This is a genomic window from Gloeocapsopsis sp. IPPAS B-1203, assembly GCF_002749975.1.
Lineage (GTDB): Bacteria > Cyanobacteriota > Cyanobacteriia > Cyanobacteriales > Chroococcidiopsidaceae > Gloeocapsopsis.
Genome location: NZ_PEIG01000002.1, coordinates 1 through 25,360 on the forward strand (window position 1 = coordinate 1; position 25,360 = coordinate 25,360).

Here is a 25,360-nt window from a genome sequence, read left to right on the forward strand (position 1 = left end):
TAAGTAAAGATTATGAACGACTACCACAAACCTCGGAGACTTTTATTTATATTGCCATGATCCGTATTATGGTTCGACGACTTGCATGATTTTTAACGCGCTTTGACTTTTCAAACATCCTCTTAGATTCACAGTTAGACAAGAGGAATTATTGATGATTGCGATGAGCAGCCCAGCAGATTGAAAGGCAAACAATAGACGCAAGTTTCCTCGGTACGGTAGGAGTAGTGCTTGAGTCGACCACATCGCGTACTTGGTCAAGCAGCTTTTGCGGACGAAGTTCCAACAGGAGGAAGCTCAGTACCTTTGGATAAAATATATCTAAATGATACAGGTATTCTACTAAAGGTGCTGGGACAGATATACGGAACTTCACTGTAGATCCACTCCAATTAAGGGAGATACACAGCAGCTTTGCTGTAGCTCCATTCAAATTTGGTGGAGCTACAGCAAAGTATTCGTTTATTCAACTCGAACTGGGAGATCTACAGTAAAACTCTGCACAATAAATTGTTAGGCTGCTTAAGTGGTGGGTGGGGACAGTGCATCAAGGTTGTCTACCAGTATTTAGCGTCAAGTTACCGCAATGTCATCGGTGAGGCAATATTTTGAGACTGCTTGTGAGGCATCATTGATTTTAACAGTTAAAGATTTATATCAAAGAGAGGTCTAAAATGACTGACGAAATAAAAGTTTGCTCCGTACCAGTAATACTACCAGTAAAACTAGAAGATTCAGGGCAACCAGACGAGCCACTCTCCCTTGTAGCTTCAGTTGGTTGTAGATGGGAGAATGGTAAAACTCTACAGGTTCGCTTCTTAGATGGAGATCCTGTAGTTCAATCTAAGGTCGAACAAATTGCTCATCAATGGAGTCAATTTGCTAATATTAAGTTTGAGTTTGGGAACGATCCCAATGCAGAAATCCGAATTTCATTTCAACGAGAGGGATCTTGGTCACACCTTGGTACGAATGCTTTAAGAGTGACCAACCTTAATGAGCCAACCATGAACTTCGGATGGCTACGTTCTGACACTCCGGACGATGAGTATTCCAGAGTAGTACTTCATGAGTTTGGCCACGCCCTTGGATTTATACATGAGCATCTGCATCCTAACAATGGAATTAGCTGGAAGAGACAAGCTGTTCTTGATTACTATCAGCAAACTCACGGATGGGATGAGCAGAAAACAGAAAGAAATGTGCTCCAAGCAGCGAGTCGGGATACTACGCAATACTCAAGCTTCGACCAAAACTCAATCATGATTTATGCAATCCCTGCGGCACTAACGACTAATAACTACTCAGTTGATTGGAATAAACAGCTTTCAGCAACAGACAAGCAATTCGCTCGGGTATTTTATCAATCTACACCATTTAATGAAAGATCATTTGACGAACGTTTTCGTGACGCTAATGACTGGGCAGTAAATCAAGGGTATGTGAGTGGTTTTCCAAACTTTCATCAGCTTGACCCTGGTGGAGGTGTTGTTTTCGGTGTCATTGCATTAAAACCTGGAACAGCAGATTCATTAAGTGTGCCAGTAGCTGACCTAGGAAACCCTGGAACAAATGAAGAACGGTTTCGTAAGGTCAATGACTGGGCAGTAAATCAAGGGTATGTGAGTGGTTTTCCAAACTTTCATCAGCTTGACCCTGGTGGAGGTGTTGTTTTCGGTGTCATTGCATTAAAACCTGGAGCAGCAGATTCATTAAGTGTGCTTGGCAGAGAGTTATAGGTTGAGTAAGTCAAGATTGTCACGGTCTAACAAAACGTTGGAGCGGATAGATGGGAGATCTTGGTAAGGTTACAAAGGTTGTCTGCCACCGCTTAACTCAGACGTTCTACCGCTTCGTTTAGTTGTGTTGGCGGTAATCTAGAGATTGTCGGTTTGAGGCTCAAGGTTAAAATGGCGAAGGTCTTTTTCTCTAAAACAGATTTTCTTTCGCTTGAACACAATCCAGACCGTCACAATTTATAAAGCAACCCAAAAAGGGAAAGGACAGCACCTCGTGGAGCAGGGATTTCAACCTGCTGATTTTCCCTATCATCCTCCAATTGTGGACGGAAAATGTTACTTTGCAGCACCCAACAGCAGGGGTCTAGCAGAGGAATATCATCGGTATTACAAGGACGGAATTCTGGAAGTTACAATTGATGCAGTCATCTATGAGCGGTATTTCAAGCCACTTGAAAGACCATATCAAGGTGGTGAGCAAGTCGAATTACCTATTCCTCACGATTTGTTTCCGATTTTGAATCAGTATCCTAGAGTTCTAAGACCGAGGTAATGCAATGAGCGATCAGTTCTGGAATCAGATCAAGTCGAAGTATCGATTGGGAGAACTGATTCATGGTAGGGTTGAGCATCACGCACCGTTTGGGATCTTCGTAGACATTGGTGATGATACAGTGCGTGGCATCGTGCAGATTACTGATTTTGTAGATAGTGGAGACATGACTCCGGAGATGTATCCAGATGTTGGTTCATCGATTGGGGCTGTGGTTGTCGGGTATACTGAAGACGAGCGCAATCAAGTTTGGCTGAGTGTGAAGCCGAGTGTGCTGCAAAAAGCCTTGGTTCATCTCAAAGTTCCAGCAACAAGCGAACAATCGTGATCAGCAGCAGAACAACGTAATGCACCTGACTGCCGAGAGTCTGTCTGTTGGGCGTTTGAGGTTATCTGCAGCGGGTGAAGCAGAACATTGTGCCGATCGAGTTAATGGCAAAGGCGGTTCTTGAAGCTTGTCTACCAGCAGCGAGAGACAAAACCTTGATCAGAGTTATCAAACTTGAATGCACAGCAATATGCTTATAAGCCGACAAATAAGCGTTTGAACTAAAATCAAGGCATTAACCTTCATTGGAGCATGGTTATATGTCTTTGCAAGAGCTTAAAGAAAAAGCTTACCAGCTTTCTGTGAGCGATCACCTTGCTCTAATCAGTGCTGTGATTCAATCACTACGAAACGCGTTCCAGATTGAATGGCAGTATTTGGTGTCCTGTCCCCATCCTTGGCGTAAACAACTTTACATTAAAGGTCATAAATTACTTGCTTCAACCTTTTGGCGAAACATGGTAACGAATCAATTATCACCAGAGCAAGCAGTCGAAAAGTGGGATTTACCATTGGCTGCTATTTGTGACATTCTTCAATACTACGAGAGTCATCAAGAGCTATTGAAATTGGAAGCAGATGAAGAACGTTACCGATTGGAAGTAAAAGGAGTTTTATTTAAGCCAACGAATATTGCTTGATGAAGATTCTCAAGCTCTGATCCAGCTAAAAATATGAGTTATGGGGAGATTGTGAAAGCGATCAAAAATTTGGAGACAGCAGAATATGTACTTCGGAATCGGGTTGTTCTCAATCAATGGAGATATTAAAAAAATTATACTAATTATGTTTTAGCAAAGTAATAAATGAAGCTATAATTCACATCATAAACTTAATTAGTCTGGTAATTGCATTCGACTTAATGCTTTTCTCGCTGTGTTAAAGAGTAGCAAACCAATAACTATGAGAACTATGGGAATAAACCAAACTCCTATCCAACCTGTACCACGGACAAATGCATCGCGGCTGAGTTCAATATAGTAGCGAGCAGGTAAAATACTAGAAATTAGAGATAGTGGAAAAGGAATATTACTTAAAGGATAAATAAAACCAGACAATAATAGTGAAGAAAGAAAACCAATTGTTGCAACTCCTTGCACAGCAGCATTTTGATTACTAGCTCTTACTCCAATAAGTAGACCAAACAATATACTTGTCCATACATAAAGTAAAGTTCCGAGAATAAAAACACTTGGTTCGACAGCAAAACTTAATTGAAATAATAATGAACCAAGGCTGATAATGACAATTGCTTGAGCAATACCAACAATAAAATAAGCAAGTCCCTTTCCTAATAATAATTCAGCAGCACTGAGACTCGAAGCGTAAACTTGCAAAATTGTCCCGCGTTCTTTTTCACGTACCATTGCGATCGCCGCCAACAATGAGGGATAAATCCACAAAATTACACCATAAACCCCAGGGACAATATATAATGATTCTTTGCGCCCTGGATTAAACCACAACCGAATTCTGGCAACGATATTGGGTTGTCTTTGTTGTATGCCAGAAGTTTGTAAAAAAGCATTAGTGGTAGCTCTAAAAGAGTTCTGAATAATTCTGGCATTATTTGCATCAGTGCCATCGATTAATACTTGTACAGTAGTAGGCTGATTCGAGTTAATTTGTGAGTCAAAATCAGGAGGAATGACTGCACCTGCTTTGGCAGTTCCTCTTTCTAATGCAACCATGACATTATCATCCCAGCGCGTAAGCTGAAACTGATTTGTTGCCATCAGTTGTTCAATGTAGCTGCGACTGAGAGGACTATTATTTAAGTCTTGAATGACAATTGGAATATTTGTTGCTTCTAAACGAATCGCAAAACCAAAGATAAACAAAGTTGCTAATGGTAACAAAATTGCTAGTGCAACCGTGAGGCGATCGCGTCGAAATTGTGCCAGCTCTTTAATACACTGTGCTAGAATTCGTTTCATAAATTTAATGTATTTTTACTATTAATATGTGTTCAAACTTATATTTTTTTCATGTTCTCTTTATCTATTTAAGTAATAGAAAATTGTTAAAAAATGGGCAATTCAAAAGTCTTTGCGGATTTTCATAATACTGATGCTCAAGGGCGGCTACGCTTGAATTGTGCTGGAACAATCGCAGACTTGGCTAAACAGAAAATTCAGTTACAAAATGACCGATGTTTAACACTATATAGCGAAGATTTGGAAGTTGATGGAGTTGTGCAATATTCGAGAAAGAGAAGATACCATGATTCAAGAAAGTAACGTTGCAGTTTGATGGTACTGACTCGAATCAGCTAATTTTGCTGTTCTACTCTTTGCACAATACCAATAAAAGCATCTTCTAAAGAAAAGGGAATCGGGCGAAGCAAGTGAATCTGCAATTTTGCCTCCTTTAAAGTTGAACGAAGTTGAGAAATTTCTTCTGGATGATCGAGAACAACATGAAGTTTCTCGCCAAAAATGGATACGCGCCAAGGTTCGAGTTGAGTTTTGAGTAAATTCGATGCAACTTGTGTATTATCGGTAATGACTTCTAAAAGTTGTCCTGGTTGTTCGGCTTTGATTTGACTAGGTGAACCTTGCATAGCAACTTCACCAGCGACGAGAAAACCCATGCGGTTACAGTGTTCGGCTTCTTCTAGATAGTGTGTCGTTACCAATATTGCAGTTCCGTTGCGGGCAAAATCTTCAATTAACCGCCAAAATTGTCGCCTTGCAAGCGGATCGACGCCAGATGTGGGTTCATCAAGAAATAAAATTTTCGGTTCGTGCATTACTGAAGCCCCGAATGCAACTCGCTGCTTCCAACCACCAGGTAATTGCCCAGTTATCATGTCTTCTTGACCTACCAAGCCACAAGTTTCTAACACCCAGTCGATGCGATCGCGTCGCACTCGCCGCGAAACTCCATACACTCCACAATAAAATTCCAAATTTTGCACAACGCTTAAGTCATCATACAGCGTAAACTTTTGGCTCATGTAACCAATGCGCCGCCGCAGTTCATTACTTCGTAAATTTTGCGTTTGTCCTGCTAGCGAAATCTTACCGCTACTTGGTTCTAGCAATCCACATAACATCTTAATTGTCGTTGTTTTCCCCGCACCATTCGCCCCCAGTAATCCATAAATTTCCCCGTAGCGAATTTCTAAATTGACTCCCTTAACCGCTTGAAAATTACCAAAAACTTTGCGTAGATTACTCGCACCAATTGCAATAGAGGAGGGGTGAGGGAAATTGTTTTGATCTACTCTTGGCTGTTCCTTTGATCGTGGAAAGGAAATGAACGGCGGATCGGAACCCGCAGCGCGTAAGCGAGTGACAAAGACGTTTTCTAAGGTAGCTTCGCCAGTCTCAATTGTGTCTAAGGGTATGCTGTTTTGATTCAATAGCCTGCGAACTTGTGCTTCACCTTTTTGGGCGTTTGTTACTAAAACATCGAGGCGATCGCCAAAACTTTGCACGTCTGCGATCGCATTATAAGTTTGTTCAGGATGAATAACATCAATGCGTGGATCTGATTCTGCATCAACGGATAGTAAAATTTTTTCTGCTGCTTCGAGGGCTTGTAAATTCCTTGTACGCACTTCTAAACGTTCTAAGCCTAAATCATCTCGTAGTTGTTTGAGCGTTCCAATTTGCTGAATTTGCCCTTCAGACATCAAAGCAATGCGATTGCAACGTTCTGCTTCATCAAGATAGGGTGTTGCTACAATAATTGTCACACCTTCATTTGCTAAAGTTGCAAGGATATCCCAAAATTCTCGTCGCGATACAGGATCGACACCTGTTGTCGGTTCATCTAAAAGTAAAATCTGCGGTTGAGACACTAACGCACAGCACAGCGCCAATTTTTGCTTCATTCCTCCCGAAAGTTGTCCTGCTAGGCGATCGCCAAAGCGTTCTAATCCCATCAATTTGAGATACTTATTCCGCCGTTGTTGCAATAAATCTGAAGGAATTTTACGTAAGCCTGCACTATAGCTGAGATTTTCATCAATACTCAAATCGAGATAAAGCGAAAATTGCTGCGTTAAGTAACCAATATCTAACCTTGCATCGCGAGGAGGTAGCCCCAATACTTCTACAGCACCTTCACTGGCTTCCATGACTCCAGCGAGAATATGAAACGTTGTCGTTTTCCCCGCGCCATCAGGTCCAATTAAACCAAAAATTTCTCCTTGGCATACTGTAAAATCAATACCGCGAACTGCTACCAATTTGCCATAGCGTTTCTTTAGTCCTTCAACTTGAATAACTAATTCTGTCGTCGGATCTTTTGTAATTGCACTCGCTGTCATTAGATCAATGAAATCTTGCCATTTATACTAATCTTTCTCTCACCCCTCAACGCCACTTGCTACAACAGGGGTTTCCCCCGCAACGCAGTGGCTCCCCCTCACCCCTCAGTCATAATTTCTCCATCTGCTGGCATTCCTGGTTTAGCAAATCCTTGCGGATTGTCAATACTAAGTTTGACACCAAAAACTTGTCGCACTCGATCTTCGCGGAAGTAAATATTTTCTGGAGTAAACGACGCTTGTGTATCAATTGCTGTCACTCTTGCAGATAAAGGGCGATCGGGTGCAGAATCGAGAAAGACATTAGCACGTTGTCCAACGCGCACATTACCAATTTGCCCTCCTGGGATGAAGCCGCGTAAATAAACAGTATTGGGATCGATAACTGTCAGTAACGTTCTACCTGTTGCTACAACTTCCCCAGGTTCCACACTGCGAGTTAATACAACTCCATCTATGGGACTCACAACGTTGAGATAGGCAATTTGTGCTTGAATTTGTTGGCGGGAAGCTTGGGCGTTTTTGACTTCGGCTTGGGCTGCTGCAAGTTGCGATCTCGCGACATCGAGTTGTCTGCGCAAAGCATTCAGTTGTGTATTGCGAATATTCGGGTTGAGACTTGCACTTTGGGCTTGAACTAATCCACCCTGTGCTGCATTAACTTGTCTTTGCGCGGCGTTGATTGCTGCTTCTCGACTTTGAAGTGTTGCTTGGGCTGTTTGAAATGTTGTTTGTGCTTGATCGAATCGTTGTTGAGTGATTGCGCCTGCTTGTAGTAATTGTTGAAAGCGATCGCGTTCTTTGCGGGCGAGTTCTAGTTGCGATCGCGCTTCGACTAATTGAGCTTCTGTCTGACTTAACTGTGCTTGTGCTGTGGCTACATTTGCTTCGGCTTGGGCAATTCGTCCTCTAGCGTCTCCCTGCGATTGTTGTAGGTTAAACTGTGCTTCTTCAATTTGACTTTGGGCAACGGCAATTTGCAATCGTGCTTGTTGTTCTTGTTGCTGCGCTGCACTCAAACGAGCATTTGCTCCTTGTAATTGTGCTTGAATTTCTGCATCATCTAATTGCACAATCACCTCACCTCTGCGTACCTCATCACCTTCACGTAAAGCTACTGCATCCACACGTCCTCCTACCTTAGCGCCAACATTTGCAGGATAACCTTCAATCCGACCACTTAACTGTAATGCAGTAGACTGAGGACGTGACAAATACCACATTGCGATTCCTACTGCACCTATAATCAACAAGCCCAACGGAATTAATAAGCGCAGATTTGTACGTTTTGCAGGTAGTGCCCGAGTTTCTTGAGGTGAGACTAATTGCGTCATAACAAATAACCCTCAAGCATGACGGTCAAAATCGCAACTCAGTTGAGTAGACTAGACCGTGTGGTATGATCTATTGTAATCATACTAGACTGTCCAGTATGAAACAAGACTTTTTACAAAAGTTCAAGGTCAAACTATGGCTAATTCCCCACTACAAAACACTTCTAATCCAGCACTGAACTACTTGAACGAAGTTGGTGTGGAGTTAGTCAAACATCTTGAATCAGAACCTGTAGGAAGTTCTCATAGTAAGCGCGAACAGATTTTGCAAGGTGCAATGCAGGTTTTTCTCAAACAAGGGTATGCCAAAACCAGTATGGATCGCGTTGCAACTACAGCAGGTGTTTCTAAGCAGACAATTTATAGCCACTTTCAAGATAAAGAAAGGTTGTTTGTTGCATTAATTGAGCGCGTGACAATTCGTAGTTTCTTGTGTGAATTTCAAAATCCATTTCAAGGCGAACCTGAAATCGTATTGCGGAGAATTGCTGAAAAGTTTTTAGCAAAAATGGATGACCAAGAATATATTGCCTTTTTTCGGTTAGTGATTGCAGAATCTGCACACTTTCCAGAATTAGCACAACTTTATACCCGCACAGTCGTACAATTTGGATTCCGAAATCTCAGCAACTACTTTGCAACGCATCCAGAACTTAATATTACTGATACTGAAGCAACAGCCCGCATTTTTCTTGGTTCTTTAGTAGCATTTGTTTTAGCGCAGGAAGTTTTGCACGGTAAGTATACAATGCCAATGGCAAAAGAACGCTTGATTAGTAGTTTAATTAACTGTATTTTAGGTGAGAAAATATAAAAAAATAAAACGCTATCACAGTATTCTATTACCTATTAAACCTGGGAATAGTTCTATTGGTGATATCGCGTTGGGCTTCTTGTTGCTGCTGCCATTCTTGTGCTGCAGTCTGGTGAAGGGATGAATCTCGTACCTCTCTAGAAGTGGTAAGAACTCGTTGGATATCTTGATTAGCCTCTTGTCTTTGCTGTTCGCATGTAGCTTCAAAATTGCGTTGGAGTCTCAGTAGTTCTAATTGGTAGCGCAATTTTTGCTCTGGTTCTACTTCTAAGGTGTGTGTTTGAGCGTAATTAGTGGTTGGAGCTAATAGTATCATTAGTAAAGCTATGATGATGCTTTTCATATCAATTTTCCTCAAGCTAATCAACAAAAACAAAACAAGTACCAATGCAACCAGTATTTTTTGAACTATATGAGTTTTCCAAATTGTTTTGCTCAAGCCTTAGCTACTAGCTATCAGACATTTTTTGATGACCGATCGCTTTCAATTATGATAATAAACACATAATTTGAGGAACTTGTGAAGAAATGGTAGTAGTTTGAGAAAATTCTGAAGTACAGAATATTTTTTGAGTAATGTTTTAATCTTGTTACTTGATGATTTGAACGTAACGAAGGATTATAACTATTTATTAATTTTATTCATTGTTTAATTGAAAAAGATAGATGAATCACCGATTAAATTATCCTTAACAACAAAATTAATTTTAATGACTCATACTTCAGAAGACTTAATGCGTTGCTACAAACCAATCGATCAATTTTCGGGCAATGCTTAATGGTGGTGGAAGCTTTGGAAGATTGTGTTTATGAAACCAGCCAGCAGCAACTAACTCTTGTGGTTCAATTGTAATATCCCCACTAGCATAGGTTGCCGTAAATCCAATCATCAGTGAATTAGGAAAAGGCCACGGTTGCGATCCAAAATAGCGAATATCTGTAATTTCAATACCAACTTCTTCGCCGACTTCCCTTACTACTGTTTCTTCTAGAGATTCTCCTGGTTCCACAAAACCAGCGAGTACGCTATACATTCCTGGTGGAAATCGATGGGCGCGGGCTAGTAATAATTCTTCTCCACGCGAGACAAGTACAATAATTGCGGGTGAAAGACGCGGATAGTTAACTAATCTACAGTTAGGACAACGCTTAGCACGTTCGTGCGATAGTTGTGTCATAGGCGTTGCGCAGTGTCCGCAATACTGATGAGTGCGATCCCACTCAACAATTTGAATGGCACGACCACTGAGCATAAATACATCATCGTCTAATGTGGCATATAATTCGCGCAGTCCACATAAAGACATTCCATGAGGTAAAAGCGTATCTTTAGGTAGTTCTGCTGAATAACACGGTTGATTGTCTAATGTACCGAGAAATTGCGTGCGTACAGGTGTTAAGCCAATTTCTTCTAAACTAACGAGATAAGGAATATGGCTGATTGTTTCTTCCTGGCAAACTAGTAATTGATTGCCGACAAAAGCAAACCACCAAGCGGGTTCAGAATTTTGGACAGGTGGAGTAATGCCAGGAATGAAGATACGATGCATTGTCAGTAGAAGGCAATTGACCTTTATAATATCACTGCGCTTGAACCGTAAGAAAAGTATATTGATGGGTAATCAAATTGTGCGACGCAAACCCACACCAGAAGAAATTATTGCCGCAACGGGGAAGACGGTTCCAGATATTATTGCCCCAAATTTGCGTGTTTTGTTTTGTGGGATTAATCCTAGCGTTTATAGTGCTGCAGTGGGACATCACTTTGCACGCCCAGGAAATCGCTTTTGGCGATCGCTTCATGCAGCAGGTTTTACCGATCGCTTACTCTCTCCTTTTGAAGATCGCGATTTGTTGCAATTTGGCTATGGTTTAACAAACATTGTCGATCGCGCAACAGCAAGAGCCGATCAATTAGCACCAGAAGAACTCATTCAAGGTCAACAACAGTTAATTGCAAAGGTACAGCAATATCAACCACAATGTCTAGCTATTTTGGGTATCAGTGCTTATCGCACTGCGTTTCATTTTCCCAAAGCTGCTATTGGAAGACAAAATGATTTACATGGTGCGATAGTTTGGGTGTTACCTAACCCTAGCGGGTTAAATGCCCATTATCAACTTGCAGATCTTCAACGAGTATACCGAGAATTATTGATTGCCATTCACTAAACTTCTGCCACAAATATTAAAAAGCCCCTTTCTCTCCATTCTGGGTAAGGCTAACTCTTTTAGTCGTAATAATACGTAATTACTCAAACTTCATGTAGCTCATATATACTATTGACACTAGTGAATTTAAATTCATTGGTAAAATTGAATACTTATTTTATAAATCCATAGAAAAATGGTAACAAGCTGGAATTGTAGTTACAGCTAGCGGTGTTGTAGCCCAAATGACACCAAAACAACTATCAGTAGACTTGCCTATTGCAATTATCAGCAATCAACTTGTATCAAATCCGGTTGATTAGTGATAACAAAAATGGTGAGTAAAGTGACTAGTGACTAGTAACTAACCACTAATAACAGCGTAACGATACCGATATTCTGGTTATTTAACCGGAGATGATATTACCACTACTTCCTGTCATGTTCGTTAAACATCAACAAATAATCTGGGCTGCGACACTGACTCCTCTAATCATCTTGAGTTCTGCTACACTCCCCGTGATAGCTACAGTCAATCAAACGCAAGTATCGGCTACCCCAGTTGCGAACCAAAATGCTGATGCAATGCAACTTATGCAGCAGGGAGTTAATTTATATCAAGCTGAACAGTTCGCCGCAGCAGTAGAAGTCTTACAACAAGCTGTTCAAGTGTTTCGTACCGCAGGCGATGCACTACACCAAGCCCAAGCATTAAATTATCTTTCTTTGGTTTATCAAGAACTCGGACAGTGGAAGCTAGCAACACAAGCGATCGCCGCTAGTTTACAACTTCTGCAAACCCAACACAATGCAGAATATTTACCTGTACTCGCCCAAGCCTTAAATACTCAAGGACACCTCCAGCTTACTCAAGGACAAGCCGAAAAAGCTTTAACAACTTGGCAACAAGCAACAACAACTTATGAGAAAGTAGGCGATCGCACTGGGAGCATTGGTAGTAAAATTAACCAAGTACAAGCCCTCAAAGCATTAGGACTTTATCGCCGTGCTTTAACTAACCTCAATTCAGTTAAACAAAGTCTGCAACAAGAACCAGACTTGTTAATTAAAACAACAGGTTTGCGGAGTTTGGGTAATGTACTGCGAGTGATTGGCGACTTACCGCAATCTGAAACAGTTTTACGCGAAAGTTTAGCCGCCGCCCAAAAAGTGCAATCCCCACAAAACGAAAGTGCGGCTTTACTTAGCCTTGGTAATACCTCACGCGCCCAACAGAACTGGCAAAATGCACTTTTTTACTATCAACAAGCCGCTAGTGTGACAAATTCTCCACATCAAAAAATCCAAGCACAACTTAATCAACTAAGTCTATTATTAGAAACACAGCAATTGTCAGATGCCCAAGCATTATTACCAGAAATTCAGAGTTTATTAGCTAATGTACCTATTAGTAGAACCTCGGTTAATAGCCGGATTAATTTAGCTCAAAGTCTCATTTGTTTGAAACAACAAGAAGGACAAATATCAGTACAATCTTCCCCGATTGTGCAGCAGTGTGCGTATGGAGAGAGGGAAAAAGCACAAGAATTAGCTTCAGTACCTTCTTGGTCAGAAATTGGGCAAATTTTAGCAACTGCACTACAACAAGCTCGAACCTTACAAGACCAACGTGCTGAGGCTCAAGCATTAGGTTATCTAGGAGGATTATACCAGCAAACGCAACAATGGTCTGATGCCCAAAAACTCACCGAACAAGCCTTGTTAGTTGCGCAAACAATTAATGCTTCAGATATTGCTTACCGATGGCAATGGCAACTCGGTCGTTTACAAAATGCTACAGGTAGAACGCAAGAAGCGATCGCATCTTACACTGATGCTGTGAGTAGTCTCAAGTCTTTGCGTAACGACTTGGTGGGAATTAACCCTGAATTACAATTTTCGTTTCGCGATAGTGTTGAACCTGTGTATCGCGAGTTAGTCAGTTTACTATTACAAGCTCCATCTTCAGCTAGTCAAAAAAATTTAGTACAAGCAAGAGATACGATTGAAGCGCTACAAGTCGCTGAAATTGAAAACTTCTTTCGTACTGCGTGTCTAGATACTCAGCCAGTACAAATCGATCAGGTAGATCAATCCGCTGCGGTGATTTATCCAATTATTTTAGGCGATCGCTTAGAAGTCATCGTGTCACTTCCCAAACAACCACTACGCCACTATGCTACAGCCTTAAGTGCAAACCGCGTGGAAAGTGTTGTGGAAGGATTGCGTCAAACTTTATTCACGCAGACATCACGGCGATATCTACCTTTTGCAGCGGAAGTTTATAACTGGTTAATTCGCCCAGTAGCCGCAGACTTAGAAAAAAGTGGCGTGAAAACAATCGTCTTCGTTTTAGATGGGGCGATGCGCAATATTCCTATGGCAGCATTGTATGATGGCGAGCAGTATTTAGTCGAAAAATATAGCATTGCCCTCACACCAGGTTTACAACTCCTCGATCCGCAGCCACTAGCGCGAGAAAAACTCAAAGCCCTCACAGCAGGGCTTACCGAAGCCCGCGAAAGCTTTGCAGCGCTTCCTAATGTCAAACTAGAACTCGAACAAATTCAATCAGAAGTCCCAAGTCGCGTTCTCCTCAATCAGGAATTTACAACAAACACGCTGCAAAACGCAGTTCAATCTTCTCCAGTTCCGGTAGTTCATTTAGCAACTCATGGACAGTTTAGTTCTAAAGCTGAGGAGACATTTATTCTAAGTTGGGATAGTGCAATTGATGTCAATCAGTTAAACACTATTCTGCGTACCAGAGACACGAACAGGCGCAATGCGATTGAATTACTCGTTTTGAGTGCGTGTGAGACAGTCGCTGGAGATAAACGCGCTGCATTAGGACTTGCTGGCATGGCTGTACGGGCTGGTGCTCGTAGTACACTAGCAACACTGTGGTCTGTGAGTGATGTTGCTACAGCTTCATTGATGGGACAATTTTATAAAGAGTATGCTAACACGAGTGTGACAAAAGCCGATGCACTACGTCGCGCACAACAAACTTTACTAAAAGATCCTAAATACGAACATCCTTACTTTTGGGCACCGTATGTTTTAGTCGGTAATTGGTTGTAAGATAAAAAGCAATTAGCGGTTAGCGCTTAGCAATTAGCCAATGAATTTAGGTTTGACGTAACTAAAATTATTAGTTGTCTAAAACCTTAGAATCTCTCTTTCGTAGTTTTCTGGAGTCGGTTCGATTTCCCAGACAATTCCTTCACCAGGTTCGAGTGCAACTTCAACAAATAGCTGTTCGACTGCTGCTGTAGCTGTATCTTCATTATTCTCAAAATCTTGTAAGTCTTCTGTTAGCAGTCTTAATTTGAAGCCTCCAGGAATTAAAGCACCTGCAGTAGTATTGCGTAATTCAAAGCGCCATTGTTGTTCTGGATCTTGTTGGATGATACGTAATTCGTACTGTTGTCCTGCAATAGCAAGTTGACGAGATAATACAGCAGATGCAGGTGTCGGTTCTAAAGAACGCGATCGCGCTAAACTCGGTTGCAGTTCGACTTGTTGCCAACCAATTTGTTGCGCTACATCAGAAATTCCTGATCGCAACCACTGTAAAATTGACCATTGATCGGGTAATCCTTGACGACGTTCGTATAAGCGCTGTCGCCATCCACCATGTGCAAGTATGGCACCCCACAGTGTAAATGGAATCTCCAGTCGTGGTGTAGTAATGTCAGGATTGCCTAAACGCTGAATTAAGTTTTCTGCTTGTGCTTGCGGTATTGCGAGAGGTGCAATCGCGCTTCTTGTCTCTTCTCTAACACCTAGTTGCTGTGCTACCCACAGAACATTGATATCTGCAATCAGTTCATCTTCATCTAAAGTGTAAGTGCGATCGCTTGCATTGTAATGTCCCCTTGTCTTGAGTTGCTGGTGTGTTGTGTATCCCCATATTCGCATCCAGCGATCGTCAGGATTGACTTGCACTCCCAAATAATAATCTGCTGTCCATTCTGGGATATCAATCCATTCTTGCGGTACGCGTAATTCAGCCGTATCAATCGTTTCGCTAGGAATTAGAACTATTTTTGTTGTTTCCCAAATAATGGCGACACCGTTGACAAATTCCCAAATACTTGCTAAAGCCGCCCGATTAGGAAAAACTTTGGCTTGCGGGGCGTATTCTGTGCGCAACCACGATATAAAAGTATTGAGTGTAATGTGATTTAAAGTAGCGTTCCAACGACTACTAGGAGTGGACTCCTGATGTTGCCAAGCTTGAGACTGATCGTCAGGAGAGATTTCGAGCCATAATTGAGTAGGGTTAGCTGCTGCCAGTAGCGAATCGAAAGTCATAATCGGTTACTCCCTTGAGGAATTCAGGTCAGCTAATGTCACGGAGGACACCTCCGCGCCCACTGCCATATCAGTTTGGCTATAGTGACCTTGCAGCCACTCGTCTAGAACTGCGCTGATATTTTTTAGTACGTCGGAAGTTAGCGAAATATGCAAATCTTGACTCCAGTGTGCAAGTGCTTTTAGCAATTCTTCTCGACATTTTGTCAATCGTCGAGAAATTGTATATTGTTTGATATCTAACTGGGCAGCCATTTGTTGTTGCGTGAGTGCTCCACCATAGTAAAGTTGCAATATTTGTTGTGCTTGCATATCGAGTTTGGCGATCGCTGCAACTAATATCTCACTGATTTGCTTGTACTGCGTCTGTCTATTTTGTATTTCTTCTTGCGTAATGATATTTGTGAGTAAAGATTCGCCTTGCAATTCGGGTAAATTATCTAACCATTCACCTGCATCTTGTCCTGGTTTGGGAGTATTAATCGAAGCGACTGTAGGATAAAGATAAGAACGCGCAGCTTTTGCACACGCTAGCATCCATTGTTCTAGTGTCTCTACGTGATGGATTTTTGTCTTGAGGTTTTGAGCATTATATAGTTTAGCGATCGCTTCCCACGTTGCCGAATCAGGTTTTGCGAGTTGTCGCGTTGTACCTGCTTGTGTCGGAACATAGATCGTTTTGAAGCAATTCCACGCTATCAGGTAACTGGCAATTTTTTCTGGCGATAATCCTGCATTTTGCAAGGCTTCTTCTAGTCGTTTGTGACTCAGCTTGCGTAGTAAACTCCAATCGGTGCAAATATCGACTTCTTGACGCTGGCGGAGGGTTTCTTTAATTGAGCTAGTAAAGATTGCACTGGCGTAGTTTTTCAGGTTAAAGCCTTGCTGCGAGTTAAACCCTTGGAGTATTTTATCAACTTTAGCGATCGCAATCTGAAAACAATCAGCGACTGTGTGTTGGCTACTCGTGAAATTCGTCACAATATTTTGTGCCGCCCAGTAACCAGCTTCTTGCAAGTAAGCATATAAATGCCCAAATGCTAGGCTTTGAGGTTGTGCTAGCCATAGTTTATACCAATAAAGCGCCCAAAAGTTTTCCTTCGTTGTGGCTTGCGGCGATTGGGCTAAAGACTTTTGCATACTCCGGCGCAGTTTAGGTTCAGTCGCCCAGTTGCTAAAGCGATCGGCATTGAACTGAATAAAAGACGAGAAAATCTCAACAATATCTTGACGAGAACGCATGAAGTAGCTACTGACACCACAGCCAGGAAAGAGGTTTGCAGTCGAGATGATTATACTTATATCTTCTCACGAACCGCAGTTGCTGAATTAACCGAGTCAAAGACACATTTTCTCTAGCTTTTAAAATTAAAACTTCCAATTCTTGTGGTTTTGACGTTCGAGTGTGGCAAAAACCTGAACAGTCAGCAAAAAAGCTTGCTCCAAATCCTGAAAAAGTTTTTTCATCACACCTGCATAAATCAACAAACACCACCCTATGTAGTGAATGTAAGGCAACAAGCCAATGACAAAAATAAACTCTAATTCTTGGAGAAAATACAATGTCTTTCAATCAAATCAAGGGTAATAACAGAAACAACACCTTAAATGGCACAGAATATGATGATAAAATTTTAGGTCTTGATGGTCATGATACTTTGTATGGTAAAGGTGGTCATGACTACCTAGATGGTGGCAAAGGTAACGACTACCTCGATGGCGGTTCTGGCTCGGATACCTTGTATGGTGGTAAAGGTGACGACGTTTTATATGCTGGCTACGACTTCTACTACAACTATTTAGATGGTGGCGACGGTCATGATTATATAGTCGGTGGTTATGGTAGCGACGATATTTATGGTGGTAAAGGTAGAGATACTCTCTATGGTCTTGATGGCAACGACTATTTAGCAGGGGGTAAAGACAATGACTACCTTGATGGCGGATATGGCGATGATTATCTTTCTGGTGGAGAAGGTTATGACACTCTCTATGGCGGCTACGGTAATGATTATCTCTCTGGCAATCAAGGTAGTGATGATCTCTATGGCGGTCATGGTAGAGATACTCTTAATGGCTACGGCTATACAGAATACGAATATGATTATCTCACTGGTGGTACAGAAGCTGACACTTTTGTCTTAGGTGATTCCTGGAGTACTTATTATCAAGGTGGTGGTTATGCCACAATTACAGACTTCTCTTACTTGGAAGGAGATAAAATTCAACTTTCGGGTTCAGGTGCAGGTAACTACTCGCTCGAATACACTGACTGGACTGGTAACGGCGTTACAGATACTTTAGTGAAATATGGTGCAGATGTAATTGGTGTTGTACAAGATAATAGTAGCCCAGTTCTGTCCTTCGACTTTACTTATGCCTAATTTACACTATCTAGAATTAGGCAATGAGTTGACACGATAATAATTTTGGGTGTGTAAGTCTTAATGTTTGCTATCTAGTTTATATGAGTGATTTAAAAAGATTAAATTAGATACAAACTCTCAATAATAGTACTTCTCAAAAATTGATAAATTTAGCCTTCCTAAATAATTAGGAAGGCTTTTAGCTTTGTTTTGATTAAAATTCATAGGTCTTTAGTCATTTCATATCAATTACTGATGTTCCTTTTATACAAACAAACAATTATTTTTTTTATATAACTTGAGATATTTTTGCAATTATATCTGTAAAAACCTGCATAAAAATATAAAGTCTAACCTATTCAATTATAGAAGCAATTCAAAGGCTAATAAAACTATTTTAAAGGGAAAAATTAGTTATGTTTCAGAATCAAGTGCATAAATTAATGATGGCTGTAGCGCTATCACTGCCTATCGTGACATTGAATCCTCAGAGTACCTTAGCTGCTCCTCGTTACCTTGAAGTATATAACAACAATGACTTGGATGTTGTAGAGCTATACGTATCACCAACGCCTTCTAGGAAGTGGGGTCGAGATGTCTTGGGTGCAAATATTTTACCAAGTGAAGGCTATGAGCGAGTTAGGCTAATAAATAGTAGCCAATGTGACTACCATGTTCGAGCTATCTACGAGGATCGTAGCTCTGATACAGGACAATTCAATCTGTGCGAAGATACATCTATAGAATTCTTTGGTTATGGCGGTGACGATTAAAGGTAATATCAGTTCATGACTGCTTATTCATATGTAATAACAATATTCACAGCAGTAGAAATGATAAATGCTCATTAAATATAGAGCCAGAGAAAGTTTGCTAACCAGACTTCCTGGCTCATTTGCATTATGGCAAAATTCACGCGATCGCAACACTCATACCATAGAACTACTAAAAACCAAAGAACTGCTTTTACGCGGAAAAAATAAAGTCACTTGTGCCTTGGTAGAAGATTAAGAACTAGGGAAGAAGGAAATTGCAAGCAACATTCGTTTGTGTGCTAAAGTCTTGCTTTTTCACATGATAAAAATGTAGGTAAAACATCGTACCATCAAACCATAAAAGCACAAAAAATAGTTCACAAAACTATTCAATTATGGGATGGGTATCCTGCCTGTCTATCTTTTCTAAGTACAAGATATAAATATAGAGTTTTTTGCTATCACCTACTCCCAAGTAAAAATATTTTTTCCATACACTGCATAAAACAACAAAGCCACCCCTATTAAGTGACTGAAGGCATTGAAACCAAATACTTCCTAATCCAAAGGACACTAATTCACTATGCAACTCAATAAGATTACTGCTTCACTTCTATCTATTTCTCTAGTTACTGCCGCATTTAGCGTTGCCCCTACACCTGCGAATGCTAGAGGAAATAAAATTGATCAACTCCTGATTCAACACGGGTTAAATCCTACAAAGTGTGGTCCTGGAGTAGTGGCAGTATGGGTAGACTTAAATCAACAAGCCTGTGCAGTACCTAATGCACAATATCCTGCTGGCACGTATAGACTAACGAATAATTTTCAACTTGCTGCCATCAGCCAACAAACTTCTATTCCACAACCGAACAACCAAGCTACTCCTACCAATAACGGTAATCCCACAATCAATGTTTTTAATGTTGGAACTCCTGGAAGTTACCCCGCTGCGCCCACATATCCAAATACTCCTGGCGGATACCCACCACCAACAATGACAACTCCCTCAATTGTCTTCACTAGTAATCCTCATCAGCCTGTCTCTCCTGTGATTAGTGCCCAGATCAATGCTTCTTTAGCTGCTAAAGGTTTAAGTTTAACTGCCTGCAGTGCCAATCCTGGCGTAGTCGTAATGATGGATCAGTATATGGCGTGTGCTTATCCGACATCAGTTTATCCACCAGGAAGATATAGCTTGGCATTTTAGGTTTTGGTGGTTTTGCGATCGCAGAAGCTGAATCAGTTGAAACCACAGCTACACAAACAAAACCTGATTTTCTATTAGTCTGCTTAGGCAGACTTCGCCTGTAAAGCCGCGACTTCAGTCGCCAGGCTTTGTACGAGTAGACGTTAAACACAAGGATGATTTACAGCAATGCGTCATGTCACTAGCAAAATTTCAGCCGTAATCTTTAGCTTCTTAGCAATATCTGCACCAGCATTAAGTCAAACCCAACCACAACCTACGCTTATCCCTGTTCAGTCTAGTGGTGGACAGTCGTTAAATCAACTCGTTTCCCAATGGGGTTTCAACTTAGTTCCCTGCATTACGGGAGTAGCATCAATTGCTTATGGCGCAGAAAAAGCCTGCGTAACGCCGACACCACAGTTACCCGCAGGTGAGTATATTTATGAATCAACAACAAATCAAGTCACTCCACAGAACCCTCAAACTGGCGCTACTCCCAAGTTTACTTTTACAAGTGTGCTGGACTACAGCAATTGCTTAGAGACAATTTTGCAACTATATCAAGGTAGCTTAATTCCTCAACAACAGAATGGTTGCATAGCACAAAGCAATCAACAACTATCAAAATCGCAAGCTTTAGAATTAATCTCAGGCGCAAACTTCTACGCAACCAATATGCTAGAGCGTAAACTTTATCCGCCTCGCGGTCAACGCCGCCGAGTTGCCCAGATATTTCAGTTTATCTATGACATTGATGCAAGTGACGCAGAAATGCAGAAGTTAGCAACACAAAGTTACAGCAATTTACAGATTGATATACCAAATTGAGGGTAAGGAGCAGGTAGTTATATTGTTAATTTGAGTAAATAAATATATGGAGTTGCTCAACATGATTTTTAAAGGAGGTGATGCATTTGTATAACTGCAACAGATGATATTGAACACATAATTTAGAGTACTACAAAGTAGGATATTTTCTAAAGTACTAACTATATTAGTATTTCGATGGCAAAGTGTATAGTTTAAAATTCAAAAATCTATACTAGTTAACAGTAAGACAAATAAGTTTAACTTGTTAGAAATTTGGCTTAGGTTGGAGAAAACAAAATTCCATCTAATTATCTACTGTTACATTTCCTTAACAACCAAAAGTCATAAGTACTAATTTTTTATAACTTTTTATAACTGCTAATCTTTTCAAGGTATTGTTTAATTATCTTTTGAGACAAATTGACTTACGCAAGCTACTTTCCTGAAAATTACTTGACGACTATGTGAGAAACAATGCGAATTGAAGTATATATTTAACAGCAGAAAAAACTTAGTAATTTTTCATAAACAGGTGTTAATGTAGATTTACTTATCTATTTTGTTTTTTATAACACTGTATGTCAAAAACAATTAAATTAATTATGCTAATACACAACAACTAGTGCTCATGTTATTTATCTATTTGCAGCCTGTATAAATATTATTTAGAATACCTGCTCTAATCTAAATAAATTTACTAAAAAGAAATTATTTCAGGAATCCTATATGTTAGGAGAAAATTTATGGCTTATTTAAGAATAAATCCAATGAGTCCAGGTCATCGCTCAGCAAGTGAGGACGTTGATACACTAAATGACTACAATATTACGTTTGAAGATCAACAAGATATATCTAAATATATTGCTTCGGGGGGTATACCAATAACAATTTATGATACTCAAAGCTATGATGATAATAATAATTTTTACCCCGATAGTACTGATACAGTAATACTTGAAATTGACGAAAGTGCTAGCTTTGGATTTGCATTTGAAACTTATACTTTTAAAGAGAAAAATTTTACTAAAGATGGCTTACCTATTGCTGGACAACAACCTGCGAAAATTGAGCTTGATCCTAACAGTACTATTAAAACTGCCATTATTATTATTGAGGATCGTAACGGACCCACGCCTATTGCTGGAAATGATAGGAATAACTCTTTGTACGGTAATGATAGAAACAACTTGATTTATGCCAAAAACGGTAACGATCTTGTATCCGCAAGAAAGGGCAATGATACTCTTTTTGGTGGTGCTGGTGCTGATACTCTCTACGGTGGTTTGGGGAGTGATGAACTCTATGGTGGTTCTGGTAATGATAAGCTATTTGGCGATGACGGCAATGACTTACTATTTGGTTTAGACGGCAACGATTCACTGAATGGTAGCCAAGGCAATGACATGTTGGTAGGCGGCAGAGGAAACGACACTCTAATAGGTGGCGGAGGTTCCGATCTTCTTGTAGGAGGAAATGGATTTGATACTCTTACTGGTGGTTCTGGTATAGATGGATTTATATTTTACTCTCCCAAGGAAGGTGTAGATAAAATTACAGACTTTAATTATCAAGAGGATCTAATTATAATTGATCAGTCAGGCTTCTCAGACCCCAACAATGCTTCATCTCTTGTGGTAAGTGATTTTTCATTTAGTAATGATATTTTGTACTTTAAGGAAACTTCTATCGCTTCACTACAACCTGGTTCTGGTTTCGACCTTAGCTCTGATTTCAAAATTGTTGATTTGTCAAGTTATCCTCAATCCTCATATTATGAGGGTCTGATAAATGATGCAATAAATACAGAAAATTAGATAATCTGATGCTTGTATTTCCAAGCGGAATGTAACTACTCATTCAATTTTTTGTCACCAATTTTAACAAAGAATTGAATGAGTTTTTGATATTAATTAGATAAAATACCTGCTCAAGTTTTATTTTAAAATATGAAATTGCCTCGTCAATCTTTTTGGCATGCTAGCAGCATATTCTTCATTTTAGTAATAGCAAGTCCGCTTCAGGCTCAGATCGCAGAGGATAGAACTCTACCTAATCCTTCTAATGTTACTACAGAAGATAACAATAGTATTATTACCGGTGGTACTCAAGCTGGAGCTAACTTATTTCATAGCTTTAACGAGTTTTCGGTTTCTACTAACAGCTCCGCTTCTTTCCGAGAAGTTGCTCCAGAAATTGAGAATGTGCTGACTCGGGTAACAGGAACTTCTGTTTCAAACATTGATGGTTTAATTGAAGTACTGCAGCCTAATGGTAATGTAAGCGCTGCAAACTTCTTTCTACTTAATCCGAATGGAATTATTTTTGGTCCTAGTGCTGCACTGAATGTTGGTGGCTCTTTTGTTGCAAGTACCGCAAGTAGTCTTAACTTTGCTGATAGAACCTCTTTTAGTACCATAAGCCCTTCAACAACTGAGTCATTGCTGACAGTAAGTGTACCTGTAGGATTGCAATTTGGTACGCCAGCTGCAGGTATTGAAGTGCAAGAGGGAAGCACTATCATACAAGTACCGTATGGAAGAACACTAGGGCTTGTTGGCGGCAAATTAGATATAGCAGGAGGGGGGAGAGAATTAGTAGCACTAGGTGGTAGGATTGAGTTAGGAAGTGTTGCGGGACAAGTGACACCAGAAACTGCGTCTGTACAAGTCAGCCTTACTCCAGTTGATAAAGGCTGGGCTTTGGGATATGAAGGTATACAGAACTTCCAGGATATTTATCTTGTTCAACAAGCTTTCTTAGATGTCAGCGGTGAAGGTAGTGGTGACATTCAAATTCAAGGTAGACAAGTTACTCTTGCTAACCGCTCATATATTTATGCAGGGACAACAGGAAGTCAAAACGGCAGAGAAGTCTTTGTTCGTGCATCTGAGCTTAACATAACAGATTCTTCAGCAATTTTTACTTTCACTATGGGCTCTGGTGAAGCTGCAGATGTCAACATTGAGACTGATCGATTACTTCTTCTAAATGGAGGACGAATACTAGCTCATACATACGGCGAAGGTCAGGGCGGAAACTTAAATGTAACCGCGGTTGAATCTGTGACAGCGGTTGGTAGTGCCTCAGAAGGAGGGCATTCTAGTGGCTTATTAACTGAAGTTATTAATATTGCTACAAGTGCTACAGGAACAGCAGGAAACTTATCGCTAACGACAAACAAGCTGATTATCCAAGACGGAGCGCAAGTGGGGTCGGGTACTTTCGCTGCTGGAAATTCAGGAGATGTAACTGTTCGAGCTTCAGAAATTGACATTGTTGGCGTTGCGCGTACACCAGAGGGTGAACCAATCAGTGATGCAGGTTTACCTTTTCCTAGTGGCTTATTTGCTAGCACTGGAGAAAACTCTAGCGGCAATGGAGGAAATTTAAAAGTTACAACAGACCGCTTGAGTATTCAAGATGGCGCAGTCTTGCAAACCGCAACGTTTGGTAGTGGAAATGCTGGAGATTTAACAATTCAAGCAACACAATCTATCGAAGTCGCTGGCACTGTTAATGTTGAGGGCCAAGAGCTAAAATCTGGCTTATTTGCAAATTCTGGAGGATTGCCTGGAACTGACTTACCAGCCATTTTTGATGCGACTGGTCGCGGAGGAAACTTAAGTATCCAAACTGATGAATTAATTGTTCGGGATGGCGCTATTGTAGCGGTGGGTAGTGTCAATGAAACAACAGCAGCTCAAGGTGCAGGAAATTTGCAAGTAGATGCTCAAACTATCCGTTTAGATAACGGAGAAATTGTCGCTAACACAGCTTCAGGTCAAGGTGGAGATATTAATTTAAACGTGCAAGATGTGTTTTTGCGCCGAAATAGCGCGATTTCGACAACTGCAGGAATTGAAGGTACTGCGGGAGACGGTGGCGATATATCTATAAATAATGCCCGATTCATCATCGCTGCACCGAATGAAAATAATGACATCAAAGCTAATGCATTTCTTGGTCAAGGAGGAAGAGTCACCATTGATGCACAAAATATCTTTGGCTTGACAGTACGCAGCTTGGAAGATTTACAAACGTCGTTAGGAACCAGCGATCCAGCACAGCTAGATCCCGATCAACTTCCTAGTAGTGATATCACGGCAATTTCCCAAACTAACCCGCAATTAAGTGGTGAAGTTGTCATTAATACCCCAGATGTCGATCCCAGTCGCGGTGCAGTGGTGTTACCACAAAATTTAGTCGATGTTTCAGGACTCATTGCGCAAGGTTGTGCGGCTGAGAATGTTGCCAACGCAAGTCAATTTGTCGTCACGGGACGCGGTGGTTTACCGCCAAACCCTGGAGAAGTCCTTAGTAGTAATGATGTCTGGCAAGATTGGCGTTCTTCTAGTGTTACTACAAATAATACAGAGGAGGAGGCGATCGCACCCACACCCCGCACCACCTCAACTCCTCTGGTAGAAGCGACAAACTGGGCAACAAACAATCAAGGCGAAGTTATACTAATCGCAGCCACACCTACAACTACTCTAAATCCTGGACAAAACGTTATATCTTGCCAATAATACTATTGCTAAGAATTAACACCATCTAAATAAACATTAGTTTCCACAAAAGGTTGAAACTACAGCTAAATAGACAAAGAAGCATTCTACAAACATAGATTATTGCCATTAGTCCACGGAGGTGGACTTCGTTTATTGAGCTGCGACTTCAGTCGCCAAGCTATCTGCATAAACCAACCGAAGCAACCTT

24 protein-coding genes and 1 pseudogene are annotated in these 25,360 nt (G+C 40.8%); 17 read left to right on the top strand and 8 right to left on the bottom strand.

From position 1 onward, the window contains the following. The 6 genes and pseudogenes from CSQ79_RS03310 to CSQ79_RS03330 form a co-directional block, all read left to right on the top strand. Positions 1-89, top strand: a pseudogene (locus CSQ79_RS03310) (IS5/IS1182 family transposase); the annotation flags it as partial. A 142-nt stretch (positions 90-231) separates the two neighbouring features. Further along, complete coding sequence (locus tag CSQ79_RS27350) at positions 232-381, top strand: hypothetical protein (protein WP_289500427.1); 150 nt, start codon at positions 232-234, stop codon at positions 379-381. 293 nt (positions 382-674) lie between these two features. Next, positions 675-1,739, top strand: a complete 1,065-nt coding sequence (locus CSQ79_RS03315) for a M12 family metallopeptidase (RefSeq protein WP_099699793.1) — start codon at positions 675-677, stop codon at positions 1,737-1,739. 211 nt (positions 1,740-1,950) lie between these two features. Then, positions 1,951-2,292 carry a hypothetical protein gene (locus tag CSQ79_RS03320; protein WP_099699794.1) on the top strand — a complete coding sequence of 114 codons (342 nt, stop codon included), beginning with the start codon at positions 1,951-1,953 and terminating at the stop codon, positions 2,290-2,292. 4 nt (positions 2,293-2,296) lie between these two features. Next, complete coding sequence (locus CSQ79_RS03325; protein ID WP_099699795.1) at positions 2,297-2,620, top strand: RNA-binding protein; 324 nt, start codon at positions 2,297-2,299, stop codon at positions 2,618-2,620. Between the two features lie 260 nt (positions 2,621-2,880). Continuing rightward, on the top strand, positions 2,881-3,261 hold the full coding sequence (locus CSQ79_RS03330) for a hypothetical protein (RefSeq protein ID WP_099699796.1): 381 nt from the start codon (positions 2,881-2,883) through the stop codon (positions 3,259-3,261). 195 nt (positions 3,262-3,456) lie between these two features. On the opposite strand, the gene CSQ79_RS03335 is transcribed toward CSQ79_RS03330, so the two are convergent. Next, positions 3,457-4,557 (bottom strand): ABC transporter permease, encoded by a 1,101-nt coding sequence (locus CSQ79_RS03335; RefSeq protein ID WP_099699797.1) that lies wholly within the window; start codon positions 4,555-4,557, stop codon positions 3,457-3,459. 93 nt (positions 4,558-4,650) lie between these two features. Between CSQ79_RS03335 and CSQ79_RS03340 the strand changes: the two genes are divergently transcribed. Then, positions 4,651-4,860, top strand: a complete 210-nt coding sequence (locus CSQ79_RS03340) for a hypothetical protein (protein WP_099699798.1) — start codon at positions 4,651-4,653, stop codon at positions 4,858-4,860. Between the two features lie 32 nt (positions 4,861-4,892). Here CSQ79_RS03340 and CSQ79_RS03345 read toward each other — a convergent pair whose 3' ends face one another. Beyond that, on the bottom strand, positions 4,893-6,899 hold the full coding sequence (locus CSQ79_RS03345) for an ATP-binding cassette domain-containing protein (RefSeq protein ID WP_099699799.1): 2,007 nt from the start codon (positions 6,897-6,899) through the stop codon (positions 4,893-4,895). Between the two features lie 98 nt (positions 6,900-6,997). Further along, positions 6,998-8,233, bottom strand: a complete 1,236-nt coding sequence (locus tag CSQ79_RS03350; RefSeq protein WP_099699800.1) for an HlyD family secretion protein — start codon at positions 8,231-8,233, stop codon at positions 6,998-7,000. A 136-nt stretch (positions 8,234-8,369) separates the two neighbouring features. On the opposite strand from CSQ79_RS03350, the gene CSQ79_RS03355 reads away from it, so the two are divergent. Then, positions 8,370-9,047, top strand: coding sequence for a TetR/AcrR family transcriptional regulator (locus tag CSQ79_RS03355; RefSeq protein WP_099699801.1), 678 nt, complete (start codon positions 8,370-8,372; stop codon positions 9,045-9,047). Between the two features lie 28 nt (positions 9,048-9,075). On the opposite strand, the gene CSQ79_RS03360 is transcribed toward CSQ79_RS03355, so the two are convergent. Both CSQ79_RS03360 and nudC read right to left on the bottom strand, forming a co-directional pair. After that, complete coding sequence (locus CSQ79_RS03360) at positions 9,076-9,390, bottom strand: hypothetical protein (protein ID WP_099699802.1); 315 nt, start codon at positions 9,388-9,390, stop codon at positions 9,076-9,078. A 388-nt stretch (positions 9,391-9,778) separates the two neighbouring features. After that, the gene (gene nudC, locus CSQ79_RS03365; RefSeq protein WP_099699803.1) at positions 9,779-10,597 is read right to left on the bottom strand and encodes an NAD(+) diphosphatase; all 819 of its coding nucleotides are present in this window, start codon (positions 10,595-10,597) and stop codon (positions 9,779-9,781) included. A gap of 64 nt (positions 10,598-10,661) precedes the next feature. On the opposite strand from nudC, the gene mug reads away from it, so the two are divergent. Further along, positions 10,662-11,219: a G/U mismatch-specific DNA glycosylase gene (gene mug, locus CSQ79_RS03370; RefSeq protein ID WP_289500430.1), complete on the top strand. Its 558-nt coding sequence runs from the start codon at positions 10,662-10,664 to the stop codon at positions 11,217-11,219. Positions 11,220-11,615: 396 nt separating this feature from the next. Next, complete coding sequence (locus CSQ79_RS03375) at positions 11,616-14,282, top strand: CHAT domain-containing protein (RefSeq protein ID WP_289500431.1); 2,667 nt, start codon at positions 11,616-11,618, stop codon at positions 14,280-14,282. 78 nt (positions 14,283-14,360) lie between these two features. On the opposite strand, the gene CSQ79_RS03380 is transcribed toward CSQ79_RS03375, so the two are convergent. From CSQ79_RS03380 to CSQ79_RS03390, 3 genes are all read right to left on the bottom strand, one after another. Further along, positions 14,361-15,518, bottom strand: coding sequence for a DUF1822 family protein (locus CSQ79_RS03380; RefSeq protein ID WP_099699804.1), 1,158 nt, complete (start codon positions 15,516-15,518; stop codon positions 14,361-14,363). A 6-nt stretch (positions 15,519-15,524) separates the two neighbouring features. Then, entirely contained in the window at positions 15,525-16,760 is a 1,236-nt protein-coding gene (locus CSQ79_RS03385; protein ID WP_099699805.1) for a sigma-70 family RNA polymerase sigma factor, read from the bottom strand. Between the two features lie 126 nt (positions 16,761-16,886). Beyond that, positions 16,887-17,081 carry a hypothetical protein gene (locus CSQ79_RS03390; protein WP_099699806.1) on the bottom strand — a complete coding sequence of 65 codons (195 nt, stop codon included), beginning with the start codon at positions 17,079-17,081 and terminating at the stop codon, positions 16,887-16,889. On the opposite strand from CSQ79_RS03390, the gene CSQ79_RS03395 reads away from it, so the two are divergent. The 7 genes from CSQ79_RS03395 (at position 17,081) to CSQ79_RS03420 (ending at position 25,170) form a co-directional block, all read left to right on the top strand. Then, positions 17,081-17,902: a calcium-binding protein gene (locus CSQ79_RS03395; protein WP_099699807.1), complete on the top strand. Its 822-nt coding sequence runs from the start codon at positions 17,081-17,083 to the stop codon at positions 17,900-17,902. The genes CSQ79_RS03390 and CSQ79_RS03395 overlap by 1 nt on opposite strands. 398 nt (positions 17,903-18,300) lie before the next feature. Beyond that, on the top strand, positions 18,301-18,657 hold the full coding sequence (locus CSQ79_RS03400; protein WP_099699808.1) for a hypothetical protein: 357 nt from the start codon (positions 18,301-18,303) through the stop codon (positions 18,655-18,657). Between the two features lie 67 nt (positions 18,658-18,724). Beyond that, complete coding sequence (locus tag CSQ79_RS27355; protein ID WP_289500436.1) at positions 18,725-18,895, top strand: hypothetical protein; 171 nt, start codon at positions 18,725-18,727, stop codon at positions 18,893-18,895. Between the two features lie 327 nt (positions 18,896-19,222). Further along, positions 19,223-19,849 (top strand): hypothetical protein, encoded by a 627-nt coding sequence (locus CSQ79_RS03405; RefSeq protein WP_099699809.1) that lies wholly within the window; start codon positions 19,223-19,225, stop codon positions 19,847-19,849. Positions 19,850-20,017: 168 nt separating this feature from the next. Next, positions 20,018-20,659 (top strand): hypothetical protein, encoded by a 642-nt coding sequence (locus tag CSQ79_RS03410; protein WP_099699810.1) that lies wholly within the window; start codon positions 20,018-20,020, stop codon positions 20,657-20,659. A 725-nt stretch (positions 20,660-21,384) separates the two neighbouring features. Next, the gene (locus CSQ79_RS03415; RefSeq protein ID WP_099699811.1) at positions 21,385-22,455 is read left to right on the top strand and encodes a calcium-binding protein; all 1,071 of its coding nucleotides are present in this window, start codon (positions 21,385-21,387) and stop codon (positions 22,453-22,455) included. Between the two features lie 132 nt (positions 22,456-22,587). Further along, a complete protein-coding gene (locus tag CSQ79_RS03420; RefSeq protein WP_099699812.1) occupies positions 22,588-25,170 on the top strand; it encodes a beta strand repeat-containing protein in 2,583 nt (860 codons plus the stop codon). Positions 25,171-25,360: the final 190 nt, after the last annotated feature.

What these genes read in the sequence shown, in the direction of transcription:
- nudC (WP_099699803.1), bottom strand. Translation starts at nt 10,597, where the DNA reads ATGCATCGTATCTTCATTCCTGGCATTACTCCACCTGTCCAAAATTCT.
- CSQ79_RS03345 (WP_099699799.1), bottom strand. Translation starts at nt 6,899, where the DNA reads ATGACAGCGAGTGCAATTACAAAAGATCCGACGACAGAATTAGTTATT.
- CSQ79_RS03340 (WP_099699798.1), top strand. Translation starts at nt 4,651, where the DNA reads ATGGGCAATTCAAAAGTCTTTGCGGATTTTCATAATACTGATGCTCAA.
- CSQ79_RS03410 (WP_099699810.1), top strand. Translation starts at nt 20,018, where the DNA reads ATGCGTCATGTCACTAGCAAAATTTCAGCCGTAATCTTTAGCTTCTTA.
- CSQ79_RS03395 (WP_099699807.1), top strand. Translation starts at nt 17,081, where the DNA reads ATGTCTTTCAATCAAATCAAGGGTAATAACAGAAACAACACCTTAAAT.
- CSQ79_RS03385 (WP_099699805.1), bottom strand. Translation starts at nt 16,760, where the DNA reads ATGCGTTCTCGTCAAGATATTGTTGAGATTTTCTCGTCTTTTATTCAG.
- CSQ79_RS03405 (WP_099699809.1), top strand. Translation starts at nt 19,223, where the DNA reads ATGCAACTCAATAAGATTACTGCTTCACTTCTATCTATTTCTCTAGTT.
- CSQ79_RS03400 (WP_099699808.1), top strand. Translation starts at nt 18,301, where the DNA reads ATGTTTCAGAATCAAGTGCATAAATTAATGATGGCTGTAGCGCTATCA.
- CSQ79_RS03335 (WP_099699797.1), bottom strand. Translation starts at nt 4,557, where the DNA reads ATGAAACGAATTCTAGCACAGTGTATTAAAGAGCTGGCACAATTTCGA.
- mug (WP_289500430.1), top strand. Translation starts at nt 10,662, where the DNA reads ATGGGTAATCAAATTGTGCGACGCAAACCCACACCAGAAGAAATTATT.
- CSQ79_RS03380 (WP_099699804.1), bottom strand. Translation starts at nt 15,518, where the DNA reads ATGACTTTCGATTCGCTACTGGCAGCAGCTAACCCTACTCAATTATGG.
- CSQ79_RS03315 (WP_099699793.1), top strand. Translation starts at nt 675, where the DNA reads ATGACTGACGAAATAAAAGTTTGCTCCGTACCAGTAATACTACCAGTA.
- CSQ79_RS03350 (WP_099699800.1), bottom strand. Translation starts at nt 8,233, where the DNA reads ATGACGCAATTAGTCTCACCTCAAGAAACTCGGGCACTACCTGCAAAA.
- CSQ79_RS03360 (WP_099699802.1), bottom strand. Translation starts at nt 9,390, where the DNA reads ATGAAAAGCATCATCATAGCTTTACTAATGATACTATTAGCTCCAACC.
- CSQ79_RS03375 (WP_289500431.1), top strand. Translation starts at nt 11,616, where the DNA reads ATGATATTACCACTACTTCCTGTCATGTTCGTTAAACATCAACAAATA.
- CSQ79_RS03415 (WP_099699811.1), top strand. Translation starts at nt 21,385, where the DNA reads ATGGCTTATTTAAGAATAAATCCAATGAGTCCAGGTCATCGCTCAGCA.
- CSQ79_RS03325 (WP_099699795.1), top strand. Translation starts at nt 2,297, where the DNA reads ATGAGCGATCAGTTCTGGAATCAGATCAAGTCGAAGTATCGATTGGGA.
- CSQ79_RS03420 (WP_099699812.1), top strand. Translation starts at nt 22,588, where the DNA reads ATGAAATTGCCTCGTCAATCTTTTTGGCATGCTAGCAGCATATTCTTC.
- CSQ79_RS27355 (WP_289500436.1), top strand. Translation starts at nt 18,725, where the DNA reads ATGCTCATTAAATATAGAGCCAGAGAAAGTTTGCTAACCAGACTTCCT.
- CSQ79_RS03355 (WP_099699801.1), top strand. Translation starts at nt 8,370, where the DNA reads ATGGCTAATTCCCCACTACAAAACACTTCTAATCCAGCACTGAACTAC.
- CSQ79_RS03330 (WP_099699796.1), top strand. Translation starts at nt 2,881, where the DNA reads ATGTCTTTGCAAGAGCTTAAAGAAAAAGCTTACCAGCTTTCTGTGAGC.